The organism is Desulfosarcina alkanivorans (genome assembly GCF_009688945.1).
In the GTDB taxonomy this organism is placed as follows: Bacteria; Desulfobacterota; Desulfobacteria; order Desulfobacterales; family Desulfosarcinaceae; genus Desulfosarcina; species Desulfosarcina alkanivorans.
The window spans coordinates 2,481,621-2,504,447 of record NZ_AP021874.1 but is presented as its reverse complement, the minus strand read 5'-3'; the positions used below and the strand labels follow the sequence as shown (position 1 = coordinate 2,504,447).

Sequence of the window (22,827 nt, the reverse complement as noted above, 5' to 3'; positions counted from 1 at the left end):
TCAGTGACAGGCGGTTTCCGGGGCCGCTGGCGGGGCGGTCATCGGCATGGTCCGGCATGCCAGCATCTTGCTGATGACCGATGCCAGGGGGGCGATACCGGCATCGGCGAAGGTGATAAAGCGGGGCGCCAGGGCATGGGCCTTGGCAACGGTGTGCGGGTTTTTGTCGGGCAGCACCAGCACCAGGCGCATGTCCGAGAGCAGTTCCCTGATGGTGAGCAGGCGGTCCAGTTCCCCTTCGCTGGCAATGTCCAGGATGCCGATTTCGAGATTAAACCGCGGCTTGTGGAGACGATCGAACAGGTCGTTCAGATCCGCATAGGTTTCCAGACCCACGCCGGGGGACCTGCCGTTCAGGATCGGCTTCAGCGCCCGGGTAACTCCGTTTTGGACTTTTGCGTATAACAGCAGCATCGTGTTGCTCTCCTTCTGCGGTTTCTGTTGGAATGCTCAACAGGAAGGAGAATGGCAACAACCGTGCCTGAACTGAAAAATTAAAATTAAAATAATTATATCAGGTGTTTATATTTTTTAGCGGTGGGGTGCATCAAAAATACGGCAAGGCGGGGAGGCTAACCGTGTCCGATTTTTCGGACGGGGTCCGGAAAGCCGGAAATGGCCTTTCGACAAATTTTACCCGGCAGCGATCCGACCTCAGCCGGCCTGCTGGCTGGCGTTGTCCTCGGCGGGGTCGCCAATTTGATGCTTGGTGAGCAGTTCGTAAAGGCGGGATCGAGAAATGCCTGAAATTTTGCATGCCTTGGCGATATTTCGGCAGGTGCCGGCCATGAGGTCTTCCAGGTACTTTTTTTCGGCCTTCATGCGGTATTCCTTGAAACTGACCAGCGATTCGACCTCCGTTGCGGAGGCGTCGGTGCAGGGCGGCTCCGTTTCGGGTTCGGATCCCTGTCCCTTGAAGGAGTTGCAGACGATCTTCACCCGGATGTGCAGGGGCAGATGTTTGGGGAACAGGGTGCTGTCCTGTCCGGCAACGGCCAGCATGCTGTCGATGGTGTTTACCAGTTCCCTGACGTTGCCGGGCCATGGGTAGGACATCAGGGCTTCGAGCAGATCCGGTGCAAACTCCTTGGGCCCCATTTTGTAGCTGCGGCACAGGCGTGCCGTGTGGTGCCGGACCAGTTCCTTGATATCTTCCCTGCGGTCGCGCAACGGCGGCAACTCGATGGTCAGTGCGCGCAGGCGAAAAAGCAGGTCCTGGCGGAACATGTCGTCCTGCTGCAGCTGGTCCAGGTCCCGGTGCGTCGCGGCAACCAGCCGGAAATTGCTTTTTCTTTCCCGTTTCGATCCCACCGGCCGATAGCGTTTTTCCTGGAGCACCCGCAAAAAATTTTTCTGGACGGGAAGGGGCAGTTCGCCCACCTCGTCCAGGAAGAGGGTTCCCCCGTCGGCCTGGGCCACCAGCCCGTCCTGGGCCTGGTCGGCTCCGGTGAAGGCCCCTTTCTCGTGACCAAAGAGCACGCTCTCCACGAGGGTTTCGGGCAGGGCGGCACAGTCCACCACCACAAAATTTTTTTCCGCACGGGGGTTTCGTTTCAGGGGCGCCGCCGCCACCGTGCCATGGGCGGCGCGGGGGCTGTTGGTGTGGATGGCCCTGGCAAAAAGTTCTTTTCCGGTTCCGGTCTCTCCGGTGATCAGTACATTGACTTCACTGGCGGCGGCCTGGGCCAGCAGGTCGAAGCAGGGGCGCATATTGGGGCTGTTGCCGATGATGCGCTCCCGCTTGACGGGCGCCAGGGGTTCGCTGCCCCGTTTCTCTTTCTGATAGTGAAACGCCCGGTTGATGGAGGCGATCAGCTCTTCCACCGACGCTTTTTTTTCCAGGTAGTCCCAGGCGCCGTTTTTGAGGGCGAATTCGGCTGCCTTGGCCGTGCCGTAGCCGGTGACGATAATCACCTCGGGGTCGCTGGGAAGGGCTTTCAGACGGGGCAGCAGGTCCAGCCCGTTGCCGTCCGGCATTTTTACGTCCAGGAGGATGACGTCATAGGCGTGGGACGTGGCCTGCTCCAGGCCGCTTTCACGGCGCATGGCCGTATCGACAATATGTCCCATGTGGGAGAGAAGTTCAGACAGTGCATCGCAGACCGCTGCATCATCGTCGATGACCAGTACGTTGCCCATGGAGAATCCTTTACCATCCAGAGAGTGAAGTCCAGAATACGTTTTCGCCTGCAGACGCATCGTTTCGCTGTTCGTTAACCACATATTATTATAGGAAAAAAATATGTGTGTCAACCGTCGTCCCACCCCAACCTGCAGCGCCTGGAAATTTGGACCCATTGTCGGCTCAAGTCCTTGCGCCCGGTGCCGATAAGCCCTTTGAACGAGACGTTTTCAGCACCCATTTTCACTGAATCTCATAACTGACAATTGGCGCGTCACGCTCACCCGAAGCACCGGAGACGGAACATGCAGACCACTCAAATTCTGAAGGGAATTCTTACCGCAACCCTGTTGCTGGCGCTCGGTTCGCCGGCGACCGCCGCCGCCCCGCCCCGCCGATCCCATGTGGATGGCGAAGTGCTGGTCAAATACCGGCAGAACCGGGCACCCGGAAAGCGGGCCGGTGACCGTGCCGCCCGGGGGCTGTCCACCGTTCAGGCCTTCAGGGCCAGCGGTGTCCGCAAGGTCAGGCTGCCGGCCGACATGACGGTCGATCAGGCCGTGGCGCTCTATCGATCCGACCCGGATGTCCTGTACGCCGAACCCAACTACCGCTATCGCCTCCAGGCCCTCCCCGATGACGCCGAGATGCACCGCCTGTGGGCATTGGTCAACGACGGCACCGACGGAACAACAGATGCGGACATGGACGCGGACCAGGCATGGGAGCTGGAAACCGGCAGCAGGGACATCGTGGTGGCGGTGGTTGACAGCGGCGTGGATGCGACCCACCCGGACCTGGCGGCCAACATCTGGACCCATCCGGGCGAAACGCCGGACAACGGTATCGACGACGACGGCAACGGGTATGTGGACGATGTGCATGGGTGGGATTTTGCCGACGGTGACAACCGACCCGTGGACACCCACGGCCACGGCACCCACGTGGCCGGGATCATCGGCGCCGTGGGCAATAACGGCATGGGCGTGGCCGGCGTGTGCTGGCGGGTGAGCATCATGCCCCTGCGCTATATTACCGCCGCGGACTACGGCACCACCGCCGATGCCATCGCGGCCATCGAGTACGCGGCGGCCAACGGTGCCGACGTGATCAACCTGAGCTGGGGCGGTGGTGACTACAGTCAGGCGCTGAAAGATGCCATCGATGCCGCGGATGCCCTGGTGGTTTGTGCAGCCGGCAACGGTGGCAACAACCTGGACGTGGTGCCAACCTACCCGGCCAGCTACGACAGCGCCGCCATTCTCTCCGTCGCCGCATCGGATGCCGACGATTTTCCCGCCGCCTTCACCAATTACAGCGACAGCCGGGCCGATGTGGCGGCGCCGGGCACTGGGATCTACAGCACCGTGCCGGCCCGGCGGACGTTGTTCGAGGACGATTTTTCCGACGACACCCATTGGGTTGCCGACGGTGCCTGGGGGCTTCAATCCATTTACGGCAATGAGGTGCTGACCGAAAGCCCTGCCGGCGCTTATGCGGACGATATGGATGCATGGGCCCGTCTGGAGACCTTGAGCCTGGCCGGCATTTCCGGCGCCCGCCTCGACTTCAGCGTCATCGGCAGCACCGCCGGCGACGGTGACCGCCTCGTGGTGGAAGCCTCGACGGACGGGACCACATGGAACCGGCTGTGGGTCGGGCTGGACGACGGCCCAGCGGAGTCCATTTCCGGGACCATCGGCACCTGGCAGCTGGCGGTTGCCGACCTGCAGGCTTACGACGGTGCGGCGTCGCTTTCCATCCGTTTCCGGTTCATCAGCGACGGTTCCGGCACGGCCGACGGGTACCTTATCGACAACCTGGCCATCACCTGTGCCGACACCGGCCAAGGGATCGATGCCTACCAGTATTATCAGGGAACATCCATGGCTGCGGCCTATGTTTCCGGCACCGCTGCCCTGATCATGGTCCAGAAGCCGACGCTGACGCCGACGGAAGTCAAGCTGCTGATCGAATCCACGGTCGACCGCAAGCCCCAGCTGGAGGGATTCGTGGCCACCGGCGGCCGGATCAACGGCTACCAGGCCATGGTATCGGTGGCGGCGGTGGACCTCCGCTCCCGGGCGGCGGCGACGGACCGGATCGATCTGGACTGGACCGTTGGGGATCCGGTGGACTCAGGATTCGAGATCCAGCGCCGGCCCGATTCAGGCAGCGACTATTCCACCATCGCCATCGTGGGAACGGATGAATTCGATTATGTCGACACCGGTCTGTCCGACGGCACCACCTACATTTACCGGGTGCTCACCCTGAGCGGCGGCGACCGCACCGGCTATTCCAATGAAACGGCGGCCACCACCCCGCGGGCGGTCGGCACGGCTTCATCGGGTTCCGGTGGCGGCGGCGGGGGCGGGTGTTTTATCGCTACGGCTGCTGAAAAAAGGGCGTTTTTTGAAAAAGGACGGGGAATGACGATCGGTCTTGGTGCCGCCCTGCTGATTCTGGTGCTGATCGTATGGGAAAAGACCAGGCAGATCCATCGGCAGCCCGTCGTGATCCACCCCTCTCACCGGTCTGACGGAACCGGGACCGAATCCGGTCCGACAGGCCCTTAGGCGAACAGGCGCGTAATTTCATCCACATCGAACCGCGGCCATGGCACCGGTGCCCCGTTTGCCTCGGCACGGATGCCCGGCGGGTCCGGTGTTACCGCACCGATATCGGCAACGGCAATGTCGTTTTTCTCCAGTTCGGATAACAGGCGGGGGGCGTCGTCCGGCCGGCAGCAGATCAAAAGGCTTCCCGAGCCGATAAGCCCTAACGGGTCGATGCCCAGCATCTCCCCCATCCGGCGGGTCTGGGGATAAACCGGCAACCGGTCGCGCCGGACGTGGATTCCCCGGGCGCCGGCCTGGCTCAATTCTGCCAGGGCCGTGGCGATTCCCCCCTCGGTAACGTCGTGAAGGGCCGACACGCCGCCGTTGGCCCAGGCAATCCGTGCTTCCGGCAGAATGCTGATCATGGCTTGAAACCGGATGCAGGCATTGATTTCGGCTTCCGTCATTCCTTTTTCCAGAAGCAGTTCCCTGAATTCCGCGGCGATGATGGCGGTGCCTTCCACGGCAACCCCCTTGGTCACCAGCACCCGGTCGCCGGGGGCCATCTGCTGTTTATGGATCAGGTCCCTGCGGGCGACCGTGCCGGCCATCATGCCGGCCACCACCGGCCGGCGGACGGCATCGGTGATCTCCGTGTGTCCCCCGCACAGGGTGATGCCCCCGGCCGTGCAGGCATCGTGCAGGTCGGCAAAGATCCGGCGCACCTGGGACCGGGAGAAGCCGACGGGAAGCAGGAGGGTGGCCAGCATCCAGCGGGCGGCGGTTCCGGCCGTGGCCAGATCATTGGCATTCACCGATACGGCATACCGGCCGATGGATTCGGTGGCAAACGTGATGGGGTCGGTCTTGAGCACCAGCACCGACTCCCCTTCGATGTCCACGGCTGCGGTGTCCTCGCCCACCGAGGGCCCCACGATCACAGACGGGTCCTCAATGCGGTAGCGGGCCAGGAGGGTTTCGAGAAACGGGTTGGGCAGTTTGCCGGCCGGCAGCGTCAGTCCGTCTTCGATAATCGCTTCCAGGTCCAACAGGCGATCGACCTCAAAACGGCAGCGGATATCGGCCGGAACCGGGCGGCCGTTGGACAGGAAGGCGGTCAGGGACCCGGCGTTGTCCCCGGCCAGCATGTCAAAGTGGAAATCACCGACGACCAGCACGTGGGCCGGGTCCACACCCATTTTCCCGGCAGCCAGCAGCACGCCCTCCCCGGAGGGTTTGATCTCGACCGGGTCCTCCCGGGTGACCAGGACATGGACGTCGTCCATGGACAGGTTGGGGAAGTTTTCCAGCGCCTTGAGCACGGATGCCCGGCTGTTGCGGGTCAGAATGCCCACCGGCAGGCCGGCCTTTCGAATGGCCGCCACCAGCCGCTCGGCGCCGCTGTTGGGCCGGGATGCCGTCGCCCCGTCCAGCTCGAAGCGGTCCAGCTGCCGGGCCATGTCCGCCCGACGGCGGTCGTCTTCGACACCGGCCATGAATTCCAGTACGGGCATGCCGTCAGGGCAGCCGATGGCCTGCCTGATCAAGGAAAAATCAAGGCTGCCGGGCCGGGTCAGCGTGCCGTCAAAATCGAACAGCACCGCGTCGATACGGTAAGGCTCGGCGGCCACGGCGTCAACCGGCGCCGGCATCGGGGAAGCATTCAAGGGACTGCTCCTGGAGTTTGTATTTCTGAACCTTGCCGCTGGCGGTCAGCGGGAAGCTGTCGACGAAGGCCACGTACTTGGGGATCTTGTAGCGGGCGATCTGACCCCGGCAGAAATCCTTCACGTCGCTTTCGGTGACGTCGGCGCCGTCCTTCAGAATGATGAAGGCCCCCACCTCCTCGCCATACTTTTTGCTGGGAACGCCCACCACCTGGACGTCCACAATGCCCTCCATGCCGAAGAGAAACTCCTCGATTTCCCGGGGGTAGATATTCTCACCGCCGCGGATGATCATATCCTTGTGGCGGCCGGTAATGGCCAGGTAGCCGTCCGCGTCCAGGACCCCCAGGTCGCCGGAATGCAGCCAGCCGTCACTGTCGATGGCCTTGGCCGTGGCATCGGCCATCTTGTAGTAGCCCTTCATCACGCTGTAGCCCCGGCAGCACACCTCTCCCTGCTGCCCGGGCGGCAGCGGGGTGCCGGTCTGCGGGTCCACGATTTTGACCTCGATCTGCGGCATGGCCCGGCCCACGGTTTCCGTACGCCGCTTGATGTCGTCGTCCGGCAGGGTCTGGGTCATCACCGGCGAATTCTCGGTCAGCCCGTAGCAGATGGTGATCTCATTCATGTTCATCCGGTCGATCACCTGGCGCATCACCGGTACCGGGCAGGGGGAGCCGGCCATGATGCCGGTGCGCAGGGAGGAGAAGTCGAATTTGTCGAACAGGCGGTGCTCCAGCACGGCGATAAACATGGTGGGCACGCCGTACAGGGCCGTGCAGCGTTCCTCCTCCACCGAGGCCATGACCTGGACGGGGTCGAATTTTTCCAGTATCACCATGGCGGCGCCATGGCTGACGGCGGCCAGCACGCCCAGCACGCATCCGAAACAGTGGAACAGGGGCACGGGCAGGCAAAGCCGGTCCTGTTCGGTGAAGCCCTGGTTCTCACCGATCCACCAGCCGTTGTTGCCGATGTTGTGATGGGAGAGCATGACGCCCTTGGGAAATCCGGTCGTGCCGGAGGTGTATTGCATGTTGACCACGTCGTGGGCGTCCAGACCGGCCTGCCGGCCCTCGTATTCGCCGTCGGTCACCAGGGGTTCCAGCGCCATGATTTCCGGCAGGCTGTACATGCCGCGATGTTTCTCCTGGCCCAGAAAACAGACGCGTTTCAAATGCGGGAAGCGGGCGCTTTCCAGCCGCCCCCGCTCCTGGACCTTCAGTTCCGGCACCAGGTCATACACGGTCCCGATGTAATCGGTGTCCTGATAGCCGTCGATGATGAACAGGGTTTCGGTATCGGACTGTTCGAGCAGGTAGGCCAGTTCGGCGGTTTTGTAGTTGGTGTTGACCGTGAGCAGTACGGCCCCGATCTTGGCCGTGGCAAACTGGAGGGCGACCCAGTAGGGGATGTTCGTGGCCCAGACGGCCACCTTTTCGTCTTTTTTTACCCCCAGGGCCATGAGCCCTTTGGCCAGTTGATCCACCACCCGTCCGAATTCACCATAGGTGAGCCTGAAATCACGGTCCACGTAAATCATGGCGTCGCGGTCCGCGTGGGCGGCCACCGTGCGGTCGAGGATCTGCCCCAGGGTCAGGTTCTGCAATTGCTGCTGTGCCATGGGAGCCTCCTATCGGGGGATGTAGAGTACGGCGTAAATGGCTGCCGGCTGAGCCCCTTTGCAACTGACATAATGGGGGACGATGGAATTGTAGTAGATGCTGTCACCGGCTTCCAGAACGACCGTCTCCGTGCCGTAGGTAACTTCCACCCGGCCGGCATAGACCACGATAAACTCTTCGCCTTCATGGCTGGACAGGTCCTTGGCCTTTTCCGATTCCGGGAGCAGCTCCACATAAAAGGGCTCCATGTGCCGGTCGCTCTTGCCGCTTCCCAGGGAATAGAACTTCAGGGCCACGGGCTTGTCCTTGCCCCGCAGCATGCTCAGCTCCTCTTTGCGGTCCGCCCGCCGGACCACCAGGGGGTCACGGCTGATCTGATCGTCCAGAAAGGTTCCCAGCCGGACGTCCAGGGCCCGGGCGATTTTGAGCAGCGGCCCCAGGGAGGGATAGACATCGTCTTCGATGATGGTGGAAAGAAAGCCCGGCTCGAGTCCCGTCCGCTGGGACAGTGTTTCCAGTGTCAGTTCCTGCCTGGTCATGAAGGTCCGGATGCGCTGCCCCACTTTTTCTGTTTTCATTGAATTGCGTTTCTCCATTTTTTGGCTGGTGCCGATTGCTGAACAACACCGGTCGGCTGTTTTTCCTGTATGGATTATGATAACCTGTTTGCGGTCCCTCAAAAAAGCAAACTGTTCCTATAACCCAAACCAGCCTGCAGGCAAAGGCTTTTTTGGATTCCCATGGGTGGCGATCCGAAGCGAGGAATAAGGATGGAGGATCAGGTCGAGGCGCTCGTTCACCGGCTGGTGGGCCGGTTCTTCCGCCGATGGCCGCGCCCGGCGCCGCCGCCCCATCTCCTGCGCGCCTGCCGCATCGTTTCCCACCGCGGCGAACACGACAACCGCGGGCGGATCGAAAACACCCTGGCGGCCTTCGACGCAGCCGCTGATGCCGGAGTCTGGGGACTCGAGATGGATGTGCGCTGGACCCGCGACCTGGTTCCGGTGGTGTTTCACGATCCGGACACCCGCCGGTTGTTCATGGCGGCGGCCGAAATCGGCCGGACCCCGATGGATGCTCTCAGGAAAAAATTCCCCCTGATTCCCAGCCTGGGTGACGTGGTGGATCGGTACGGCGGCCGGCGTCATCTGATGATGGAACTCAAGGCCGAACCCTACCCGGCGCCTGACATTCAGGCCCGCCGCTTGAAGCGCCTGCTCAGGCACCTGGAGCCGGGAACGGATTTTCACCTGATGGGACTGCACCCCGGCATGTTCGCCATGTTCGCCTTCTTGCCCCCGCGGGCTTTCCTGCCCATCGCCCGCATACGGATCGACCCCCTCAGCCGGATGGCGGCCGCCTGCGGGTGGGGCGGCATTACCGGCCACTTCCTGCCGATGACCCGTCGGCGGCTGACCCGCCATCACGAGTTGGGGCAGGGGGTCGGCACCGGTTTCGTCGATTCCCGGCGCTGCCTATATCGGGAGGCCTGGCGCGGCGTGGACTGGATTTTCTCGAACCGGGCGGTGAAGATGCAGGGCGTCTGTGTACCGAGGTCCGAGGTCTGAGGTCGGAGGTCGGAGGGCAGAGGGCAGAGGGGCGAAGGGCGAAGGGCGACATCCGTTTTCGGTCTTCCGACCTCTTTCTTTTCAGAGCATGGCCGCCTGCGCCTTACCCTTCTCCTCATCGACAAAATAGAGCAGGACCGCTCCGGCGGCAAAAAGGATCAGCACCGAGGCCATGCTCCAGCGTGCGGCCAGGGCGCCGACGTGGACGAGGTCCGCGGCAGTCGGGTCCGGCGGCATGAGCAGCCGGCGCATCAGAAGCCCCACACCGCCCACCAGCACCGGACCGATGATGGCGGCAAATTTGCCCAGCATGTTGTAGAATCCGTAAAACTCAGCCGGTTTGTCCGCAGGAATCAGCCGGGAGTAGTAGGAGCGGGACAGTGCCTGGATGCCTCCCTGCACCAGGCCGATGACGGCCGCCAGCACGTAGAATTCTTCCTTGCGGGTCATGGAGATGCCCCAGAAGGTGGCTGCCACGTATACGCCGATGGCGATGTAGATGCCTTTCCGCGGCCCGATGCGCTGCCCCAGCCTGCCGAACACCAGGGCTGCGGGAAAGCCGACGAACTGGGTGACCAGCAGGGCCAGCAGCAGGTCCTTGGCATCAAACCCCAGGCTCATGCCGAAATCGACTGCCATGCGGATGATGGTATCCACCCCGTCGATATACAGCCAGTAGGCGCACAGAAACAGCAGCACCGTTTTCATGTGCCTGATCCGGCCGAAGGTGTGCTTCAACTGCGCAAACCCGCCGGACCAGGCGCCGGCGGCCCGTGTCCCGGACGCCGGTTTTTCGGGAACCCAGAAGAGGACGAACAGGGTAAAAAAGCCCCACCACAGGGCCACGCTGAGAAAACCGACCCTCACCGCCTGGCCGGCGTCGGCAAGACCGAACCGCTGGGGCATGGTCACCATCAGCACGTTCACCAGAAAGAGCAGCCCGCCGCCGAGGTAGCCCATGGAGAAGCCGAACCCCGAGACGACGTCCACGTCCTTTTCGCCAGCCACTTCCGGCAGCAGGGCATCGTAGAACACGTTGGCGCCGGAAAAACCGATCACCCCCATGGCGTAGACGACCAGGGCAAAGGCCCAATTGCCCTGGCCGACGAAGTAGAGGCCGGCGGTGGTCAGCACGCCCAGGTAGGCGAACAGGGCCAGAAACCGCTTGCGGGCGGAGCCCCGATCGGCCACGGCGCCCAGGATCGGTGCGGCCAGTGCCACCAGCAGGCCGGCGGCGGCGTTCCCCAGCCCCAACCGGGCCGTACTCAGATTGACGTCGACACCGGCGCTCCAGTACTGCTTGAAAAAGACAGGAAAAAATCCGGACATCACGGTCGTGGCAAAAGCCGAATTGGCCCAGTCGTACATGGCCCAGCCCCATACGGCCTTCTTGCGAGGTTTCATGACAACGGTGCTCCCTGGAACCGGCAGTGCTCGTTTTTACTTGAAAAAAGGGGCACCCAACCGTATCCTTGCAGGATGAACGACGAATCGGCGCCAATTCCTGAACGAATGGTATCGGATTGATATGGACGACAACGTGGCAAGCCTGCCCGCATCCTTCCAGAACGGGGATTTCGACACCCACTTTAAGGTATTCCACGAGTTGATGTCAAACAAGGTGTTTGAGATCCTTCTGGTGGCCAGCCCCTACGACGCTTATATCCTCGAGGAAGACGGCAGCCTGGCATCCAAGATCATCAACGAGTACCGGGGGCTGAACCTGAGCCGTCCGCCGCGGATCACCCAGGCCGCCACCGCCGCGCAGGCCATGGAGATGCTCTCGCGAAAGACGTTCCACCTGGTGGTGGCCATGCCCCATCTGGATGACATGGATGTCTTCGACCTGGGGCAGCAGATCAAAGGCGCCCATGCCGACCTGCCGGTGGTCCTGCTGGCCCACAGTGTCCGGGGCGTCTACCCTCCGCCCGAGGGCAAAGATCTTTCCGGTATCGACCAGACCTTCATCTGGTCCGGTGATTCGGACCTTTTGCTGGCCATCGTCAAGAGCATGGAAGACCGGCTCAATGTGGCCGACGACACCCGCAAGGCCATGGTCCGGGTCCTGATCCTGGTGGAGGACTCACCCCTTTACACCTCTTATTTTTTGCCGCTGATTTACAAGGAGGTCGTCAACCAGACCCAGGAGGTGCTGGAGGAAAGCCTGAACCAGGAGCACCGTCTGCTCAAGATGCGCGCACGGCCCAAAATTCTCGTTGCCGAAAGCTACGAGCAGGCCATGTCCCTGTACCGGCAGTACGGGGACTACCTGTTCGGCATTATCTCCGACACCCGATATCCCAAGGACGGTAAACTTACCGCCGACGCCGGCTTCACATTTCTTTCCGAGGTCCGTCGGGCGATTCCCGACCTGCCGCTCCTGCTGATCAGCAACGAACCCGGAAACCGGCAGCTGGCCGAGCAGGTGCCGGCCGATTTTCTGGACAAGAACAGCGATGACCTGCTCGCCGAGATTCACCAGTTTTTCCTTGAGATGCTGGGATTCGGCGATTTCATCTTCAGGCGGCCCAACGGCAGTGAAATCGCACGGGCCGCCAATCTCAAAGCCCTTGAAGAAATTCTGCCCTCCGTGCCCGATGAATCCCTGCTCTACCACGCCACCCGGAACCGTTTTTCCAACTGGATCATGGCGCGCAGTGAAATCGCCCTGGCCTCACACCTGAGAAATGCCAGGGCGGACGACTTTTCCGGAGCGGATGAAATCCGCCGTTTTCTCATCGACCACATCCATGCCCTGCGAAAATGGCGGCAAAAAGGGGTGGTTGTTCAGTTCAACACCAGAGACTACGACCCCGAGATTTCCGATTTCGTTAAAATCGGCAGGGGATCCCTGGGGGGAAAGGCCCGGGGACTGGCCTTCGTGGCCAACCTGCTGCGCCGCTCGTCCGGACTTCAGGCACGCTACCCGGATGTCACCATCCAGGTGCCCCAGACCCTGGCCATCACCACGGAAGGATTCGACGCCTTCGTATCCCACAACGGGCTGGACCCGTCGGCCATGGCCCACCTGCCGGACGAACAGATCGCCCGGTCGTTTCTCGAAGGGGAAATGCCTCCCTGGCTGGCGGATCAATTGCGCCGCTACCTGGGCGTTGTCCACCAGCCCCTTTCCATCAGGAGTTCGGGCCTTCTGGAGGATGTTCACAACCATCCGTTCACCGGTCTTTACAAGACCTACATGGTTCCCAACAACCATCCTGATTTCACCGTCCGCTGCAACCAGTTGATCACCGCCGTGAAACTGGTCTATGCGTCCACCTGGTACCGCGATCCGCGCACGTTTCTGAGCGGCACCGCCTATCGCATCCGCAGGGATCAGATGGCGGTCATCGTCCAGCAGCTGGTGGGCCGCCGGTACGGTGCCTTCTTCTACCCGGATATTTCCGGTATCGCCCAGTCCCAAAATTTTTATCCGGTGGCGCCCCTGAAAGCGGAAGACGGTATCGCCCGTATCGTCATGGGGTTCGGACGGGGCATCCCCAAAGGGGAACCGTCCCTTCGTTTTTCGCCGGCGTATCCCCAGGTGCTGCCCCAGTTTTCCAAAGTGGAAGACATTCTGTCCAACGCCCAGCGGCAGTTCTGGGCCCTGGGCATGGAGGGCGCGCCGGACGGCCTCTATTTTGACCGGGGCGCCAATGTGGAAAAACGCCACGTGGACGAAGCCGAGGGCGAAGGGCCGGTTCAGCGCCTGGCCGGGACTTACGTTGCGGCCGAGAACCGTATCCGGGATACCGTCCAGGTTCCCGGCACCCGGGTACTCACCTTTGCCCCGGTGCTCAAATACGACAGCTTCCCGCTGCCCGACCTGCTCAAAGACCTGCTGACCATCGGCCGGGACGGCATGGGCTGCGCCATGGAGTTCGAATTTTCCATCAACCTGACCGGCGACGACGGCAAAAAAGGCACCTTCAATATTCTCCAGATGCGGCCCATGGCCGCCGGGGCGGACATGCACGATGTGGACGTCACGATTGCCGATGCCGCCAGGGCCCTGTGCTACTCCACCCAGGCCCTGGGACATGGCCGCAAACAGGACGTGGCCGACATCGTTTTCGTCAGGCCCGACACCTTCGACCCCAAGGACACGGTAGCCATTGCCCGGGCCGTGGCCGAAATCAACCGGACCCTGGTCCGGGAACAGCGGCCCTACCTGCTGATGGGCCCCGGCCGCTGGGGATCCTTTGACCGCTGGCTGGGCATACCGGTAAAATGGAAGGATATCGACGGCGTGGGCGCCATGGTGGAGATCCGCAATGCATCGCTGAAGGCCGACCCCTCCCAGGGGTCCCATTTTTTCCAGAATATCACCACCAACGGCATCCCCTACCTGACCGTAACCGAAGGCAGCGAGGATATTATTCGCTGGGACACCCTGAAGGCGCTGCCGGTTGTTTTTTCCAACCCGCATCTGTGCCATGTGAGGCTCCAGCGGCCCCTGGTGCTGAAATGCGACGGCAAACATTCCCGGGCCGTCATCCTGCTCGAAGAGCCCCCTGCCTGATGACTCCCCGCAGGGTCAACCGGCTGCTGCCTTTCCTGGCAATGGGGATCGGCATCCTGATCGTTACCGCCTGCTCGCCGTCCATGCCCCGGTCGCCCCTGAGTCCGGCTGCCCGGACAGACCGGTTGTCCGAGGCCGAACAGATTGCCGGCGAGATCATGGCCTACCTCATCGAAGTGGTCCTGGGCCGGGCCGGAGCGCCGGACAAACGTGACGCCTGGGCCACCCGCGGCCGCGACCTCCCCCTGGATTTTGACATGGTGTCCCGGCGCATGTACGGCCCGGTGCCCCTTCGGGCGGAGCTGATGGTATTGGACACCAATATCCTGGGGCTCTCACGGGTGCTGTACCACTATGACCCCCGGCTGAATTTATTCAAAGGCACCCGCGATCATGATAGCCTGTACCCGTGTGCGGAACTGATGGCCATCCGCCTGCTCCTGCTCCGGAAGCTCCACCGGAATGAACGGGTGAGCATTGCGGGCCTGCTGCGGAACAGCGACCGCTTCGCCCCGGGAAGCCGGGACGCCAGCGCTGCCGAACTGGCCGCCATGCAGCTCACGGCCACCGAATTCCGTTTTCTCAAAGCGATCTTCCAGTCGGAGCCGGCCTTTCTCCGGTACCTGAGACATCCATTTATCATCAGCACCTTTCGCAAGATCGGCGTGGCCGAGCCGGATGCGCTGACCCTGTCGGCGGACCTGGCTGCCACCTACAGCCGGTTCTCATGCGAACCGGACCGTAAAAAGAAGGCCCCGCCGGCCACCATCGCCATCGTGCCTGCCATGAACGCCATGTTCGAGGCGGCTCCCGCGACGGGCCGCATCAGGCCGTCCGACGACTATCTCAAACTGCAGGAACAACTCAGATCCGACATCGTCCGCCGGATCCCTGCCGGTCACCATGGCCCGTCGACGGCGCAGAAGCTGGCATTTTTTACGCCGGACCGTCCCGTCACCCTCACCCCTGAAAATGCCGATCGGGTGATCGGCCAACTCTGCCCCAACGCGGATTTCACCGTTATCCTTCTCGGTAAAAACGTCTACCGAGCCATGCATATCGATCCCCACGCGGACATATCTCCCCATAAGCAACGTATTTACCTGGATGTCGATGATGTCCGTTACCGGCAGATCGACGATGACATCGATACCATCGTCAGTGCCATTTTGCCCGCTATCACTGCCGCTGCCGCTGCTCACCCGGCGTCCTGATCCGGGCGGCGCTGACCGGCTCCGCTATCTTTGCTAAAGAAAAACCGAAAACCGGCGATACCAGAATCATCGCGTTACAATGGTTGTGAAATGGGATTCGCCCATCGCCATCGTGCGCCGGCAAGCAGATACCGCATACAAGGAGTTCTGGCCGTGGACAATAAAATGGATATCGTCTTTTTCGATGATCTGGGTTTCGGGTGGGTAATGGATGCAGAAACCATCCGGAAGATACGAAAAAAAGAATCGATCGAGCAGCTGCTGATCCAGCGGTCCCTGGCGGAATTGTTTCGCAAGAGAGAGCCCCTGTAGCGCCGGGCCGTTTACCGTATAGCGCCTTTCCGGACCCCCTGATCCCCGGCAGTCCTGCCCGGGTGACCCGTTTTATCCCCCTTTTACACAGTGGACGATCCCGTTTTTTTCTTGAAAAAAAAGGTAGCTGCGCTACTGTGGGCCCATGAAAACCATACCCCGAAAGTCAGGCTGGACGTTTGTCGTGGCCGCCGTGTTTCTTTTTATGTGGTCGGCATGGAGCCGGGACCTGTCTGCTGCCGATGAATTGAAACTGGTCCGGGCGGTCATGTGCGAGACGATCCAGGAGTACGCACCGGTCTTCCCGGCGGTCGTGTTTTCCATAGAACGGGGCCGGGTGTCCTGTTTCACCGAATTCGACCTGGTGCCGGAAAAGACCTACATTCACCATAAATGGTACCGCCGGGACAACCTGGTGACCGTTAAACGCCTGACCATCAATCCTCCTCGCTGGTCTTCATTCACCAGCGTGCAGCTCAGGGATGCCGACAAGGGGCCCTGGCGGGTGGAGATCACCGATGGAAATGACAACCTCATGCGCACCCTGCGCTTCAGCATCACGGACTGACACCCCATGGACCTGTTGATCCAACTCTTCTCTGGACTGCGCTGGCAGGATATCGTCGACATCCTGCTCAACAGCTATATCCTGTTCAGGCTTTACGTGCTGTTCCGGGGCACCAACGTCATTCGCATGATCATGGCGATCGCCATGCTCTGGATGCTGGAGCGGCTGGCGGTCAGCATGGGGCTGATCGTTACCAGCTGGGCCATGCAGGGCATCATCGCCGCCGCCGCCCTGATCGTCATCATCGTGTTTCGCAACGAAATCGCCAGCGTCCTGCAAACCCGCAACTTCAAATCTTTTTTCTGGGGCATTCCCCAGCGTCAGATCCAGACCCCGGTCGACATCATCGTGGAGAGCGTTTACGAACTGGCCCGCCGGAAGCTGGGCGCCCTGATCGTCCTGCCACTGAAAAAAGGCATCGAATCCGTGGTGCAAAGCGGCATCCCCTGGCAGGGGAAACTCTCCCGGGAAATGCTGCTGAGCATTTTCTGGCACGGCACGCCGGTGCATGACGGCGCGACCATCATCCAGGGAGACCGGATCGTGGAAGTCGCCGCCATCCTTCCCCTTTCCAAGAGAGGCGACCTTCCCTCCTATTTCGGCACCCGGCATCGTGCTGCCGTCGGGTTGGCCGAAAAGACCGATGCGCTGGTCATCGTGGTTTCCGAAGAGCGCGGCCACGTCACGGTCTTCAAGGATGAATCCGCGGTCACTATCAGTGACAACATCGAACTGGCCCGGGTGCTGCGCGAACACGCCGGGGAGGCAGACGCGCCGGCCGGCCTGACGAGCCACACGATCGAACTGGGCGCCGTGGCCCTGATCTGCCTGGCCTGCATCACGGGCATCTGGTTCAGCTTTGCCCGGGGCCTCGAAACCCTGGTGACCCTGGAGGTTCCCGTGGAGTTCATGAACCGGGATCCCAAAATGGAAATATTTGCCGCCTCGGCCAGCAGCGTCCGGTTGCAGCTCAGCGGCTCGGGGACCCTGATCAAATCCGTCCGGCCCGACCAGGTGAAGGTCAAGCTCAACCTGGCCAACGCGGTGGCCGGCAGAAACCAGGTACCCATCGCCAGGGACAGCATCGCCCTGCCGCCGGGAATCCAGCTCAAGCAGGTGGACCCGCAGGCGTTGGAGGTCACCCTTGACCTGCCGGTCGAAAAAACCCTTCCCGTTCAGCCGGACTGGACCGGCAAGCTGGACGCCGGACTGATCTTGGAAGACGTGCGCATGGTCCCGGACACCGTCAAGGTGGTGGGCGGCAGCCTGATGCTCGAAAACATCCAGACCATCTATACCGAAAAGATTCCCCTCGACGGCATTGCCACCGGCGGCACCGCAACCGTGAGCGTCGTGCTTCAACCGTCATCGTTGAAGCTGGAAGACGGCCGGGCCAACCGCGTGGACGTGATCTACAAGGTCAGAAAAAGACCGGACGCCGCCTTCTGATGCCGGAACCCACCCGTAGACGCTCGACCAGATCAACAAGGAGCCGAAAAATCATGTCTTTTTCCACTGTCACCCTTACCCGCACCGCCCTTGAATCGGCCGGCTACATCTGTACCCGTGAAATCGCCACGGTGGTGTTCCTGGCTGCCCGCACCCAAAAACCGATCCTGGTGGAGGGGCCTGCCGGGGTGGGAAAAACCGAGCTGGCCAAGGCCGTTTCACGAAGCCTCGACCGGGAACTGATCCGCCTGCAGTGCTACGAGGGGCTGGACGAGGCCAAGGCCCTGTATGAGTGGGAATACGCCAAGCAGCTGCTTTACACCCAGATTATCAAGGACAAGATCGTTGATGTAATCGGCGGGGCAGCCAGCCTGTCCGACGCGGTGGCGCGCATCGCCGATCAGGAAGACGCCTTTTTTTCGGAGCGGTTCATGCTGCCGCGCCCCCTGCTGCAGGCCATCCGGTCCGAGGCCCCGGTGGTCCTTCTGGTGGACGAGGTGGACAAATCCGACCCTGAATTCGAGGCCTTCCTGCTGGAAGTCCTCAGCGACCACCAGATCACCATTCCCGAGCTGGGCACGGTCAAGGCGGTTCACATCCCCTTCGTGGTGCTGACGTCCAACAGCTACCGGGACATGAGCGACGCGCTCAAACGCCGCTGCATCCACCTGTATATCGACTACCCCGACGCGAAGACGGAACTGGCCATTGTCCGCAGGAAAGTGCCCGGTATCGCCGACGGCCTGGCCCGCCAGATGGTGGCGGCCATGACCCGCATTCGCGAGCTGGACCTGAAGAAGATTCCCAGCATCTCGGAAACCCTGGACTGGGCCCACGCGCTGATTGCACTCCAGGTGGAAACCCTTTCCCCCGAGGCGGTGACCGATACGCTCAATTTCATCTGCAAGCATCGGGCGGATGGCCGAATGGTCCGCGAGCAGGCCAGAAAAGTCGCCAACTTCAGTTAGATGGTCAACCTGATTTTACAATTCGCTGCCTGCGCCCGGGCCGCCGAGATGCGGGTTTCCACAGCCGAAGTGATGGACTGTCTGGAACAGATCCGCCTGGTGGACATGCTGGATGAACGGCAGTTCAACGCCGTCCTGCGGGCCAACTTCGCCAAGAGCCGCCGGGAGCAGAGGCGGTTCGACCACCTGTACCACCTTTTCTTTCACGAACTGCAGGTCACCGAAACGGCCGGGGATGCCGGTTCGCTGGAAACCCCCATCGACGGGATCCGAAACCGCATCAGGGCCACCGCCGATGACCAGCTCGAGCTGGCCGCCATCTCCGATTTTCTTGCCGGTGAACCCGCGGCCTACCTGCAGCTGCTCCAGCAGATCCAGTCCGAGGGCGACAGCCGGCGCCAGGGTCCGGGAAGCAACCTGGGTGCGCTGGTGCGCCGGTTTCCCGTGCTTCGCGCCCTGGATCGCGCCGCCGAACTGGCGGATCATTATCTGGCCGACCACCGGGACGAGATTCACTGGGAAACCCGCCGGCAGGTCCAGCGCCATCTGGAACGGCGGCTTGCGGTGGCCCGCAGGCTGCTGGTCCGGGAAGAGGCAGGCGATACCGGCGTTATCCGCCGGGAGGATACCGCCGGTGACCGCCAGGGGGAACTGGGAAACCTTGCATTCAATGCCCTTACCCCGTCCGAGACGACCCGCATGCGTGAGACCATTGCCCAGCTGGTGAGAAAACTGAAAGACACGGTGGGCCTGCGGTATGCGGTCCGCAGCCGGGGGGTGCTGGATGTAAAAAGGACCCTGCGCCAGTCCGCCCGCTACCAAGGGGTGCCGGTTCAGATCGTCTTCAGGAAAAAACCGCCGCGCAAGGCACGTATCGCCGTGCTGTGCGACATCTCCGGTTCGGTCTGGTCCTCGGCCCGGTTCATGCTCAATATGCTCTATTCGCTGCAGGAGTGCTTCGATCGGGTGAGAAGTTTTGTTTTCGTGGCCGAGGTGGCCGAGGTGACCCGGTTCTTCGACGACCATGAGGTGGCCCGGGCCATCGAAAACATACTCACCGAGGCCGGCATCAACTATGGGGCCTCAACGGATTACGGGCTGACCCTGCGACAGTTTTGCCGGCGGTACCTGGACGCCGTCAACAAAAAGACCACGGTGATCGTCATCGGCGACGGCCGATCCAATTATGCCAACCCCGAAGGCCAGCTGCTGGAGGACATTCGTGACCGCTGCCGGCGGCTGGTGTGGTTGAATCCGGAGACGGAACAGTTCTGGTACACGGGGGACAGCGAGATGAGAACCTACCAGGGCATCTGCAACGAGGTGCGTCCATGCCGCAACCTGAATCAGCTTGCCGCGTTTATCAAGGATCTGGTGCTGTGAACGACGGCCTCCCCGGTGACCTGCTGCACGACCTGCTTGCCTGTCCGAAAGAACGGCTCCGCCGGCCTGTGGACAGCCATGCGTCCTGGCGGAAACTGTGGGCGTCGGACGCGATCAGCCGGCGATCACCGATCGAGCGGTCCATATTCGGCGGGTTCCTGTCTGACCGGCTGGCCTGGGCCTTTGCTTCGGGTTATCAGGGGGCCATCCGGCAACTGATTCCCGCGTTGCCGCAGGGGCATCTTGCCGCCCTGTGCATCACCGAGTCGGGTGGAAACCGCCCGCGTGACATCCATACCCGGCTGATCCCTTCCGGCCGGGGGTTTCGGCTCAAGGGCCGGAAACAGTTCGTCACCGGCGGAGAGGACGCCGACCTGCTGGTGGTGGCGGCATGCACCGGAGTCGTGGATGGCAGAAACCGGATCCGCATGGCCAGGGTGGACCGCGATGTCGCCGGACTGGCGTTTTCGGCCATGCCCCCACTGCCCTTCGTTCCCGAAATCCGGCACAGCGTGGTCAGCCTGGACGACGTGTTCATCCCGGCGGACCGGCTGCTTCCCGGAGACGGATACGCCGGATACATCAAACCCTTCCGGACCATCGAGGACCTGCACGTCGCCGGCGCGCTTCTGGGCTATCTTTTGGGCGTCGGACGGCGCTTCGGCTGGACTGAAAAGGTGTCGGCGGAAGTTCTCGCCCTTATCGCATTGGCAAGCGGTCTGGCGCAGCAGGACCTGTCGGCACCATACATTCACATCGCCGTGGACGGACTCTTCCGCCACCTGGAAAATTTCTCAACCGGTGTTTCCTCACTATGGCATCATGTCGCCCCTGAGATCCGGACCCTGTGGCAGCGGGACATCGCCCTGCTGGCGGTGGCCGGCAGGCCACGGGCGATGCGCAGCGTTTCCGCATGGAGGGCCTATCCATAAACCCGCAAGTCGATGGTAACAGGGGGCACGGCGGTCCTCCAACGCCTCCGGGTGGCTGTGCGGATGATGCGCCCGTGGTGTCCCTGACGGCGGCATGAAAACGGCTTCAAACTGAAGCAAGTGCCTGTTCCGGGGATGTTCGGCCTGTGGCTGCCGGCTCACTTCCTGCCATCTTCCGGCCGGGATGTCTTCTTTCAAGCCCGGAACGGCGTTCGGCACCGGACCGTCTTTCCGGCAGGTGCAGGGAATAATTGAACTGCCGGCGGTCCGCCATGCATTGCCGCCTGCCGCGATAGACGTCCTCAAGAGACAGGAGACGCATAGGGTTGAAACCCTTTTGGTGAACCGTTAGTGTTCATTCAGATATCGGACAATCTGGCCATTTATGGATGGGCACTGGTTAATTCCGTGAACTCTTGATGTCAAGGACGATCTCTGAACGCTCGTTGTCAATGCCAAGCGGAACTTCACTGCAGGTAACGCGGAACGTGCCTTCGACAACGACCCCAATATCTCCCTTGATCTCCAATTCCTCAAGGTAGGCGGTTATTTCAGCGCGATCGAATTCAACGATCAAATTGTCATCGATGTAGCAGTATCTTATGGACAGGGCTTCGACAAAACGACCCGTTTCGGCTTCCAGTTGTGCCGATTCCCAGAACCGGACATCGCTGGCATCCTGAATCAACAGACAAGTACTGTCCAACGGATAGGCGATGATCGCCTTTACCGTGGTGTCTTTGTCCCTGCCGTTCCTGTAATTATCATCGTTGATATGGGTGTTGGCATTGGAAACGATTGTCGACGGGGCGATGACCATGTCCGCGTGAGCGGTTGGCATCCATATTGGGGTGATCAACAAAACCGCTGCCAGGGTGATGAAGAGACGCGTGATGGTTGAATCTGCATTTTTCAGGTGCATGAGTAACATCCTTTCCTTAATGAAGGTTCATTGATAAGACGTTAATGGTAGAGGGGTATAAGCGTTTCCTAATTGGCCCCACCGCCCGAGCCGCCGGCCCCACCGCCCGAGCCGCCGGCCCCACCGCCCGAGCCGCCGGCCCCACCGCCCGAGCCGCCGGCCCCACCGCCCGAGCCGCCGGCCCCACCGCCCGAGCCGCCGGCCCCACCGCCCGAGCCGCCGGCACCACCACCCGAGCCGCCGGCACCGCTTCCCGAGCCGCCGTTGGAATCGCTGCCGCCCTTGCCGATGGCACCGGCATGCCGGCTGGCCGTCTGCTGGGGCGAGGCCTGGCTGGCCCGGCTGGCGATCTGGTGACGCAGCTGCTTCATTTCCTGGCTGGTGTACTGGTTTTGCAGTGCCTGGCACAGGGTGTCGGACACATCGGACGAGGGGACGCCCAGCCTGGCCATGGTGCGAACGGTCTGCATGGTCTGTACGGCCAACGCGTCGGTCTCCGCCTTGTTTTGCGTCTGCTGGCGGGTCCGGGTCTGCAACCAGGCCATCACCGGTTCCATGTCCCTGGCTTTCATTCCCGCGGCCATGCTGTCCGCAATGGCCCGGGTCATGGTGTCGACGCTTTCGTCGTCGTCGGACAGGGACCGCGCCACCCGTTTGGCATGGGCGTATCGGCTGCGCACGGTCTCCATGGCCGCAAGGATCTGCTGCTCGCCGGCCTGCTTGGCCATGCCTTCCATGGCCTTGCTCATTACGGGTTCGGTGGGCAGCCCCGCCTTGGCGGTCGCCGCAACCACCTGCTGGGCGCGAATCCGGTTTTGTTTCTGGAATTGATTTTTAACCATCTGGGTCAGCATCTCCTGGGCCTGGGCCTGGGGTACGCCCAGTGCGCTCATTTCCCGGGTCTGCTGCTGAACACTTTCCATGGCCTGCTGGGACAGGCCTTCCGATTCGGCGGCAATCGCCGTTGCGGTGAAGGACCATGCGATGAAGACAATCAGCCAGGTGCGTTTCATA

General features: G+C 61.8%; 18 protein-coding genes. 10 read left to right on the top strand and 8 right to left on the bottom strand.

All coding sequences use genetic code 11. The features are described 5' to 3' along the window. Positions 1-414 carry a hypothetical protein gene (locus DSCA_RS11115; protein WP_155316496.1) on the bottom strand — a complete coding sequence of 138 codons (414 nt, stop codon included), beginning with the start codon at positions 412-414 and terminating at the stop codon, positions 1-3. A 240-nt stretch (positions 415-654) separates the two neighbouring features. Then, a complete protein-coding gene (locus DSCA_RS11110; protein WP_155316495.1) occupies positions 655-2,139 on the bottom strand; it encodes a sigma-54-dependent transcriptional regulator in 1,485 nt (494 codons plus the stop codon). Positions 2,140-2,427: 288 nt separating this feature from the next. Here DSCA_RS11110 and DSCA_RS11105 point away from each other — a divergent pair, with 288 nt between their 5' ends. Then, the gene (locus tag DSCA_RS11105) at positions 2,428-4,701 is read left to right on the top strand and encodes a S8 family serine peptidase (protein WP_155316494.1); all 2,274 of its coding nucleotides are present in this window, start codon (positions 2,428-2,430) and stop codon (positions 4,699-4,701) included. On the opposite strand, the gene DSCA_RS11100 is transcribed toward DSCA_RS11105, so the two are convergent. The 3 genes from DSCA_RS11100 to DSCA_RS11090 are packed head-to-tail and all read right to left on the bottom strand — an operon-like array spanning position 4,698 to position 8,553. Next, positions 4,698-6,350, bottom strand: a complete 1,653-nt coding sequence (locus tag DSCA_RS11100; protein WP_155316493.1) for an AIR synthase-related protein — start codon at positions 6,348-6,350, stop codon at positions 4,698-4,700. The two genes, DSCA_RS11105 and DSCA_RS11100, sit on opposite strands and share 4 nt — an antisense overlap. Next, positions 6,319-7,974 carry an AMP-binding protein gene (locus tag DSCA_RS11095; protein WP_155316492.1) on the bottom strand — a complete coding sequence of 552 codons (1,656 nt, stop codon included), beginning with the start codon at positions 7,972-7,974 and terminating at the stop codon, positions 6,319-6,321. Before DSCA_RS11095 ends, DSCA_RS11100 begins: the two co-directional genes overlap by 32 nt. A 9-nt stretch (positions 7,975-7,983) precedes the next feature. Next, on the bottom strand, positions 7,984-8,553 hold the full coding sequence (locus DSCA_RS11090; protein ID WP_155316491.1) for a helix-turn-helix domain-containing protein: 570 nt from the start codon (positions 8,551-8,553) through the stop codon (positions 7,984-7,986). A gap of 192 nt (positions 8,554-8,745) precedes the next feature. On the opposite strand from DSCA_RS11090, the gene DSCA_RS11085 reads away from it, so the two are divergent. After that, positions 8,746-9,543, top strand: coding sequence for a glycerophosphodiester phosphodiesterase (locus DSCA_RS11085; protein ID WP_167527713.1), 798 nt, complete (start codon positions 8,746-8,748; stop codon positions 9,541-9,543). Positions 9,544-9,624: 81 nt separating this feature from the next. On the opposite strand, the gene DSCA_RS11080 is transcribed toward DSCA_RS11085, so the two are convergent. Next, on the bottom strand, positions 9,625-10,947 hold the full coding sequence (locus tag DSCA_RS11080; protein WP_155316489.1) for an MFS transporter: 1,323 nt from the start codon (positions 10,945-10,947) through the stop codon (positions 9,625-9,627). A gap of 124 nt (positions 10,948-11,071) precedes the next feature. Between DSCA_RS11080 and DSCA_RS11075 the strand changes: the two genes are divergently transcribed. From DSCA_RS11075 to DSCA_RS11040, 8 genes are all read left to right on the top strand, one after another. Then, the gene (locus tag DSCA_RS11075; protein ID WP_155316488.1) at positions 11,072-14,065 is read left to right on the top strand and encodes a PEP/pyruvate-binding domain-containing protein; all 2,994 of its coding nucleotides are present in this window, start codon (positions 11,072-11,074) and stop codon (positions 14,063-14,065) included. Beyond that, complete coding sequence (locus tag DSCA_RS11070) at positions 14,065-15,279, top strand: hypothetical protein (RefSeq protein WP_155316487.1); 1,215 nt, start codon at positions 14,065-14,067, stop codon at positions 15,277-15,279. Before DSCA_RS11075 ends, DSCA_RS11070 begins: the two co-directional genes overlap by 1 nt. Positions 15,280-15,432: 153 nt before the next feature. Further along, positions 15,433-15,591, top strand: a complete 159-nt coding sequence (locus DSCA_RS11065; RefSeq protein ID WP_155316486.1) for a hypothetical protein — start codon at positions 15,433-15,435, stop codon at positions 15,589-15,591. 145 nt (positions 15,592-15,736) lie between these two features. Further along, positions 15,737-16,159, top strand: a complete 423-nt coding sequence (locus DSCA_RS11060) for a DUF2914 domain-containing protein (RefSeq protein WP_155316485.1) — start codon at positions 15,737-15,739, stop codon at positions 16,157-16,159. Positions 16,160-16,165: 6 nt separating this feature from the next. After that, positions 16,166-17,608 carry a diadenylate cyclase gene (locus DSCA_RS11055; protein WP_155316484.1) on the top strand — a complete coding sequence of 481 codons (1,443 nt, stop codon included), beginning with the start codon at positions 16,166-16,168 and terminating at the stop codon, positions 17,606-17,608. 53 nt (positions 17,609-17,661) lie between these two features. Next, positions 17,662-18,576 (top strand): AAA family ATPase, encoded by a 915-nt coding sequence (locus DSCA_RS11050; RefSeq protein WP_155316483.1) that lies wholly within the window; start codon positions 17,662-17,664, stop codon positions 18,574-18,576. A 48-nt stretch (positions 18,577-18,624) separates the two neighbouring features. Next, complete coding sequence (locus DSCA_RS11045; RefSeq protein ID WP_167527712.1) at positions 18,625-19,959, top strand: VWA domain-containing protein; 1,335 nt, start codon at positions 18,625-18,627, stop codon at positions 19,957-19,959. Beyond that, positions 19,956-20,891 (top strand): acyl-CoA dehydrogenase family protein, encoded by a 936-nt coding sequence (locus DSCA_RS11040; protein ID WP_167527711.1) that lies wholly within the window; start codon positions 19,956-19,958, stop codon positions 20,889-20,891. Before DSCA_RS11045 ends, DSCA_RS11040 begins: the two co-directional genes overlap by 4 nt. 400 nt (positions 20,892-21,291) lie before the next feature. Here the strand turns inward: DSCA_RS11040 and DSCA_RS11035 are convergent, their stop codons facing one another. Together DSCA_RS11035 and DSCA_RS11030 are read right to left on the bottom strand one after the other, a co-directional pair. Further along, positions 21,292-21,813 carry a hypothetical protein gene (locus tag DSCA_RS11035; protein WP_155316480.1) on the bottom strand — a complete coding sequence of 174 codons (522 nt, stop codon included), beginning with the start codon at positions 21,811-21,813 and terminating at the stop codon, positions 21,292-21,294. Positions 21,814-21,881: 68 nt separating this feature from the next. Then, the gene (locus DSCA_RS11030; RefSeq protein WP_155316479.1) at positions 21,882-22,826 is read right to left on the bottom strand and encodes a hypothetical protein; all 945 of its coding nucleotides are present in this window, start codon (positions 22,824-22,826) and stop codon (positions 21,882-21,884) included. Between the last annotated feature and the right edge of the window lies 1 nt (position 22,827).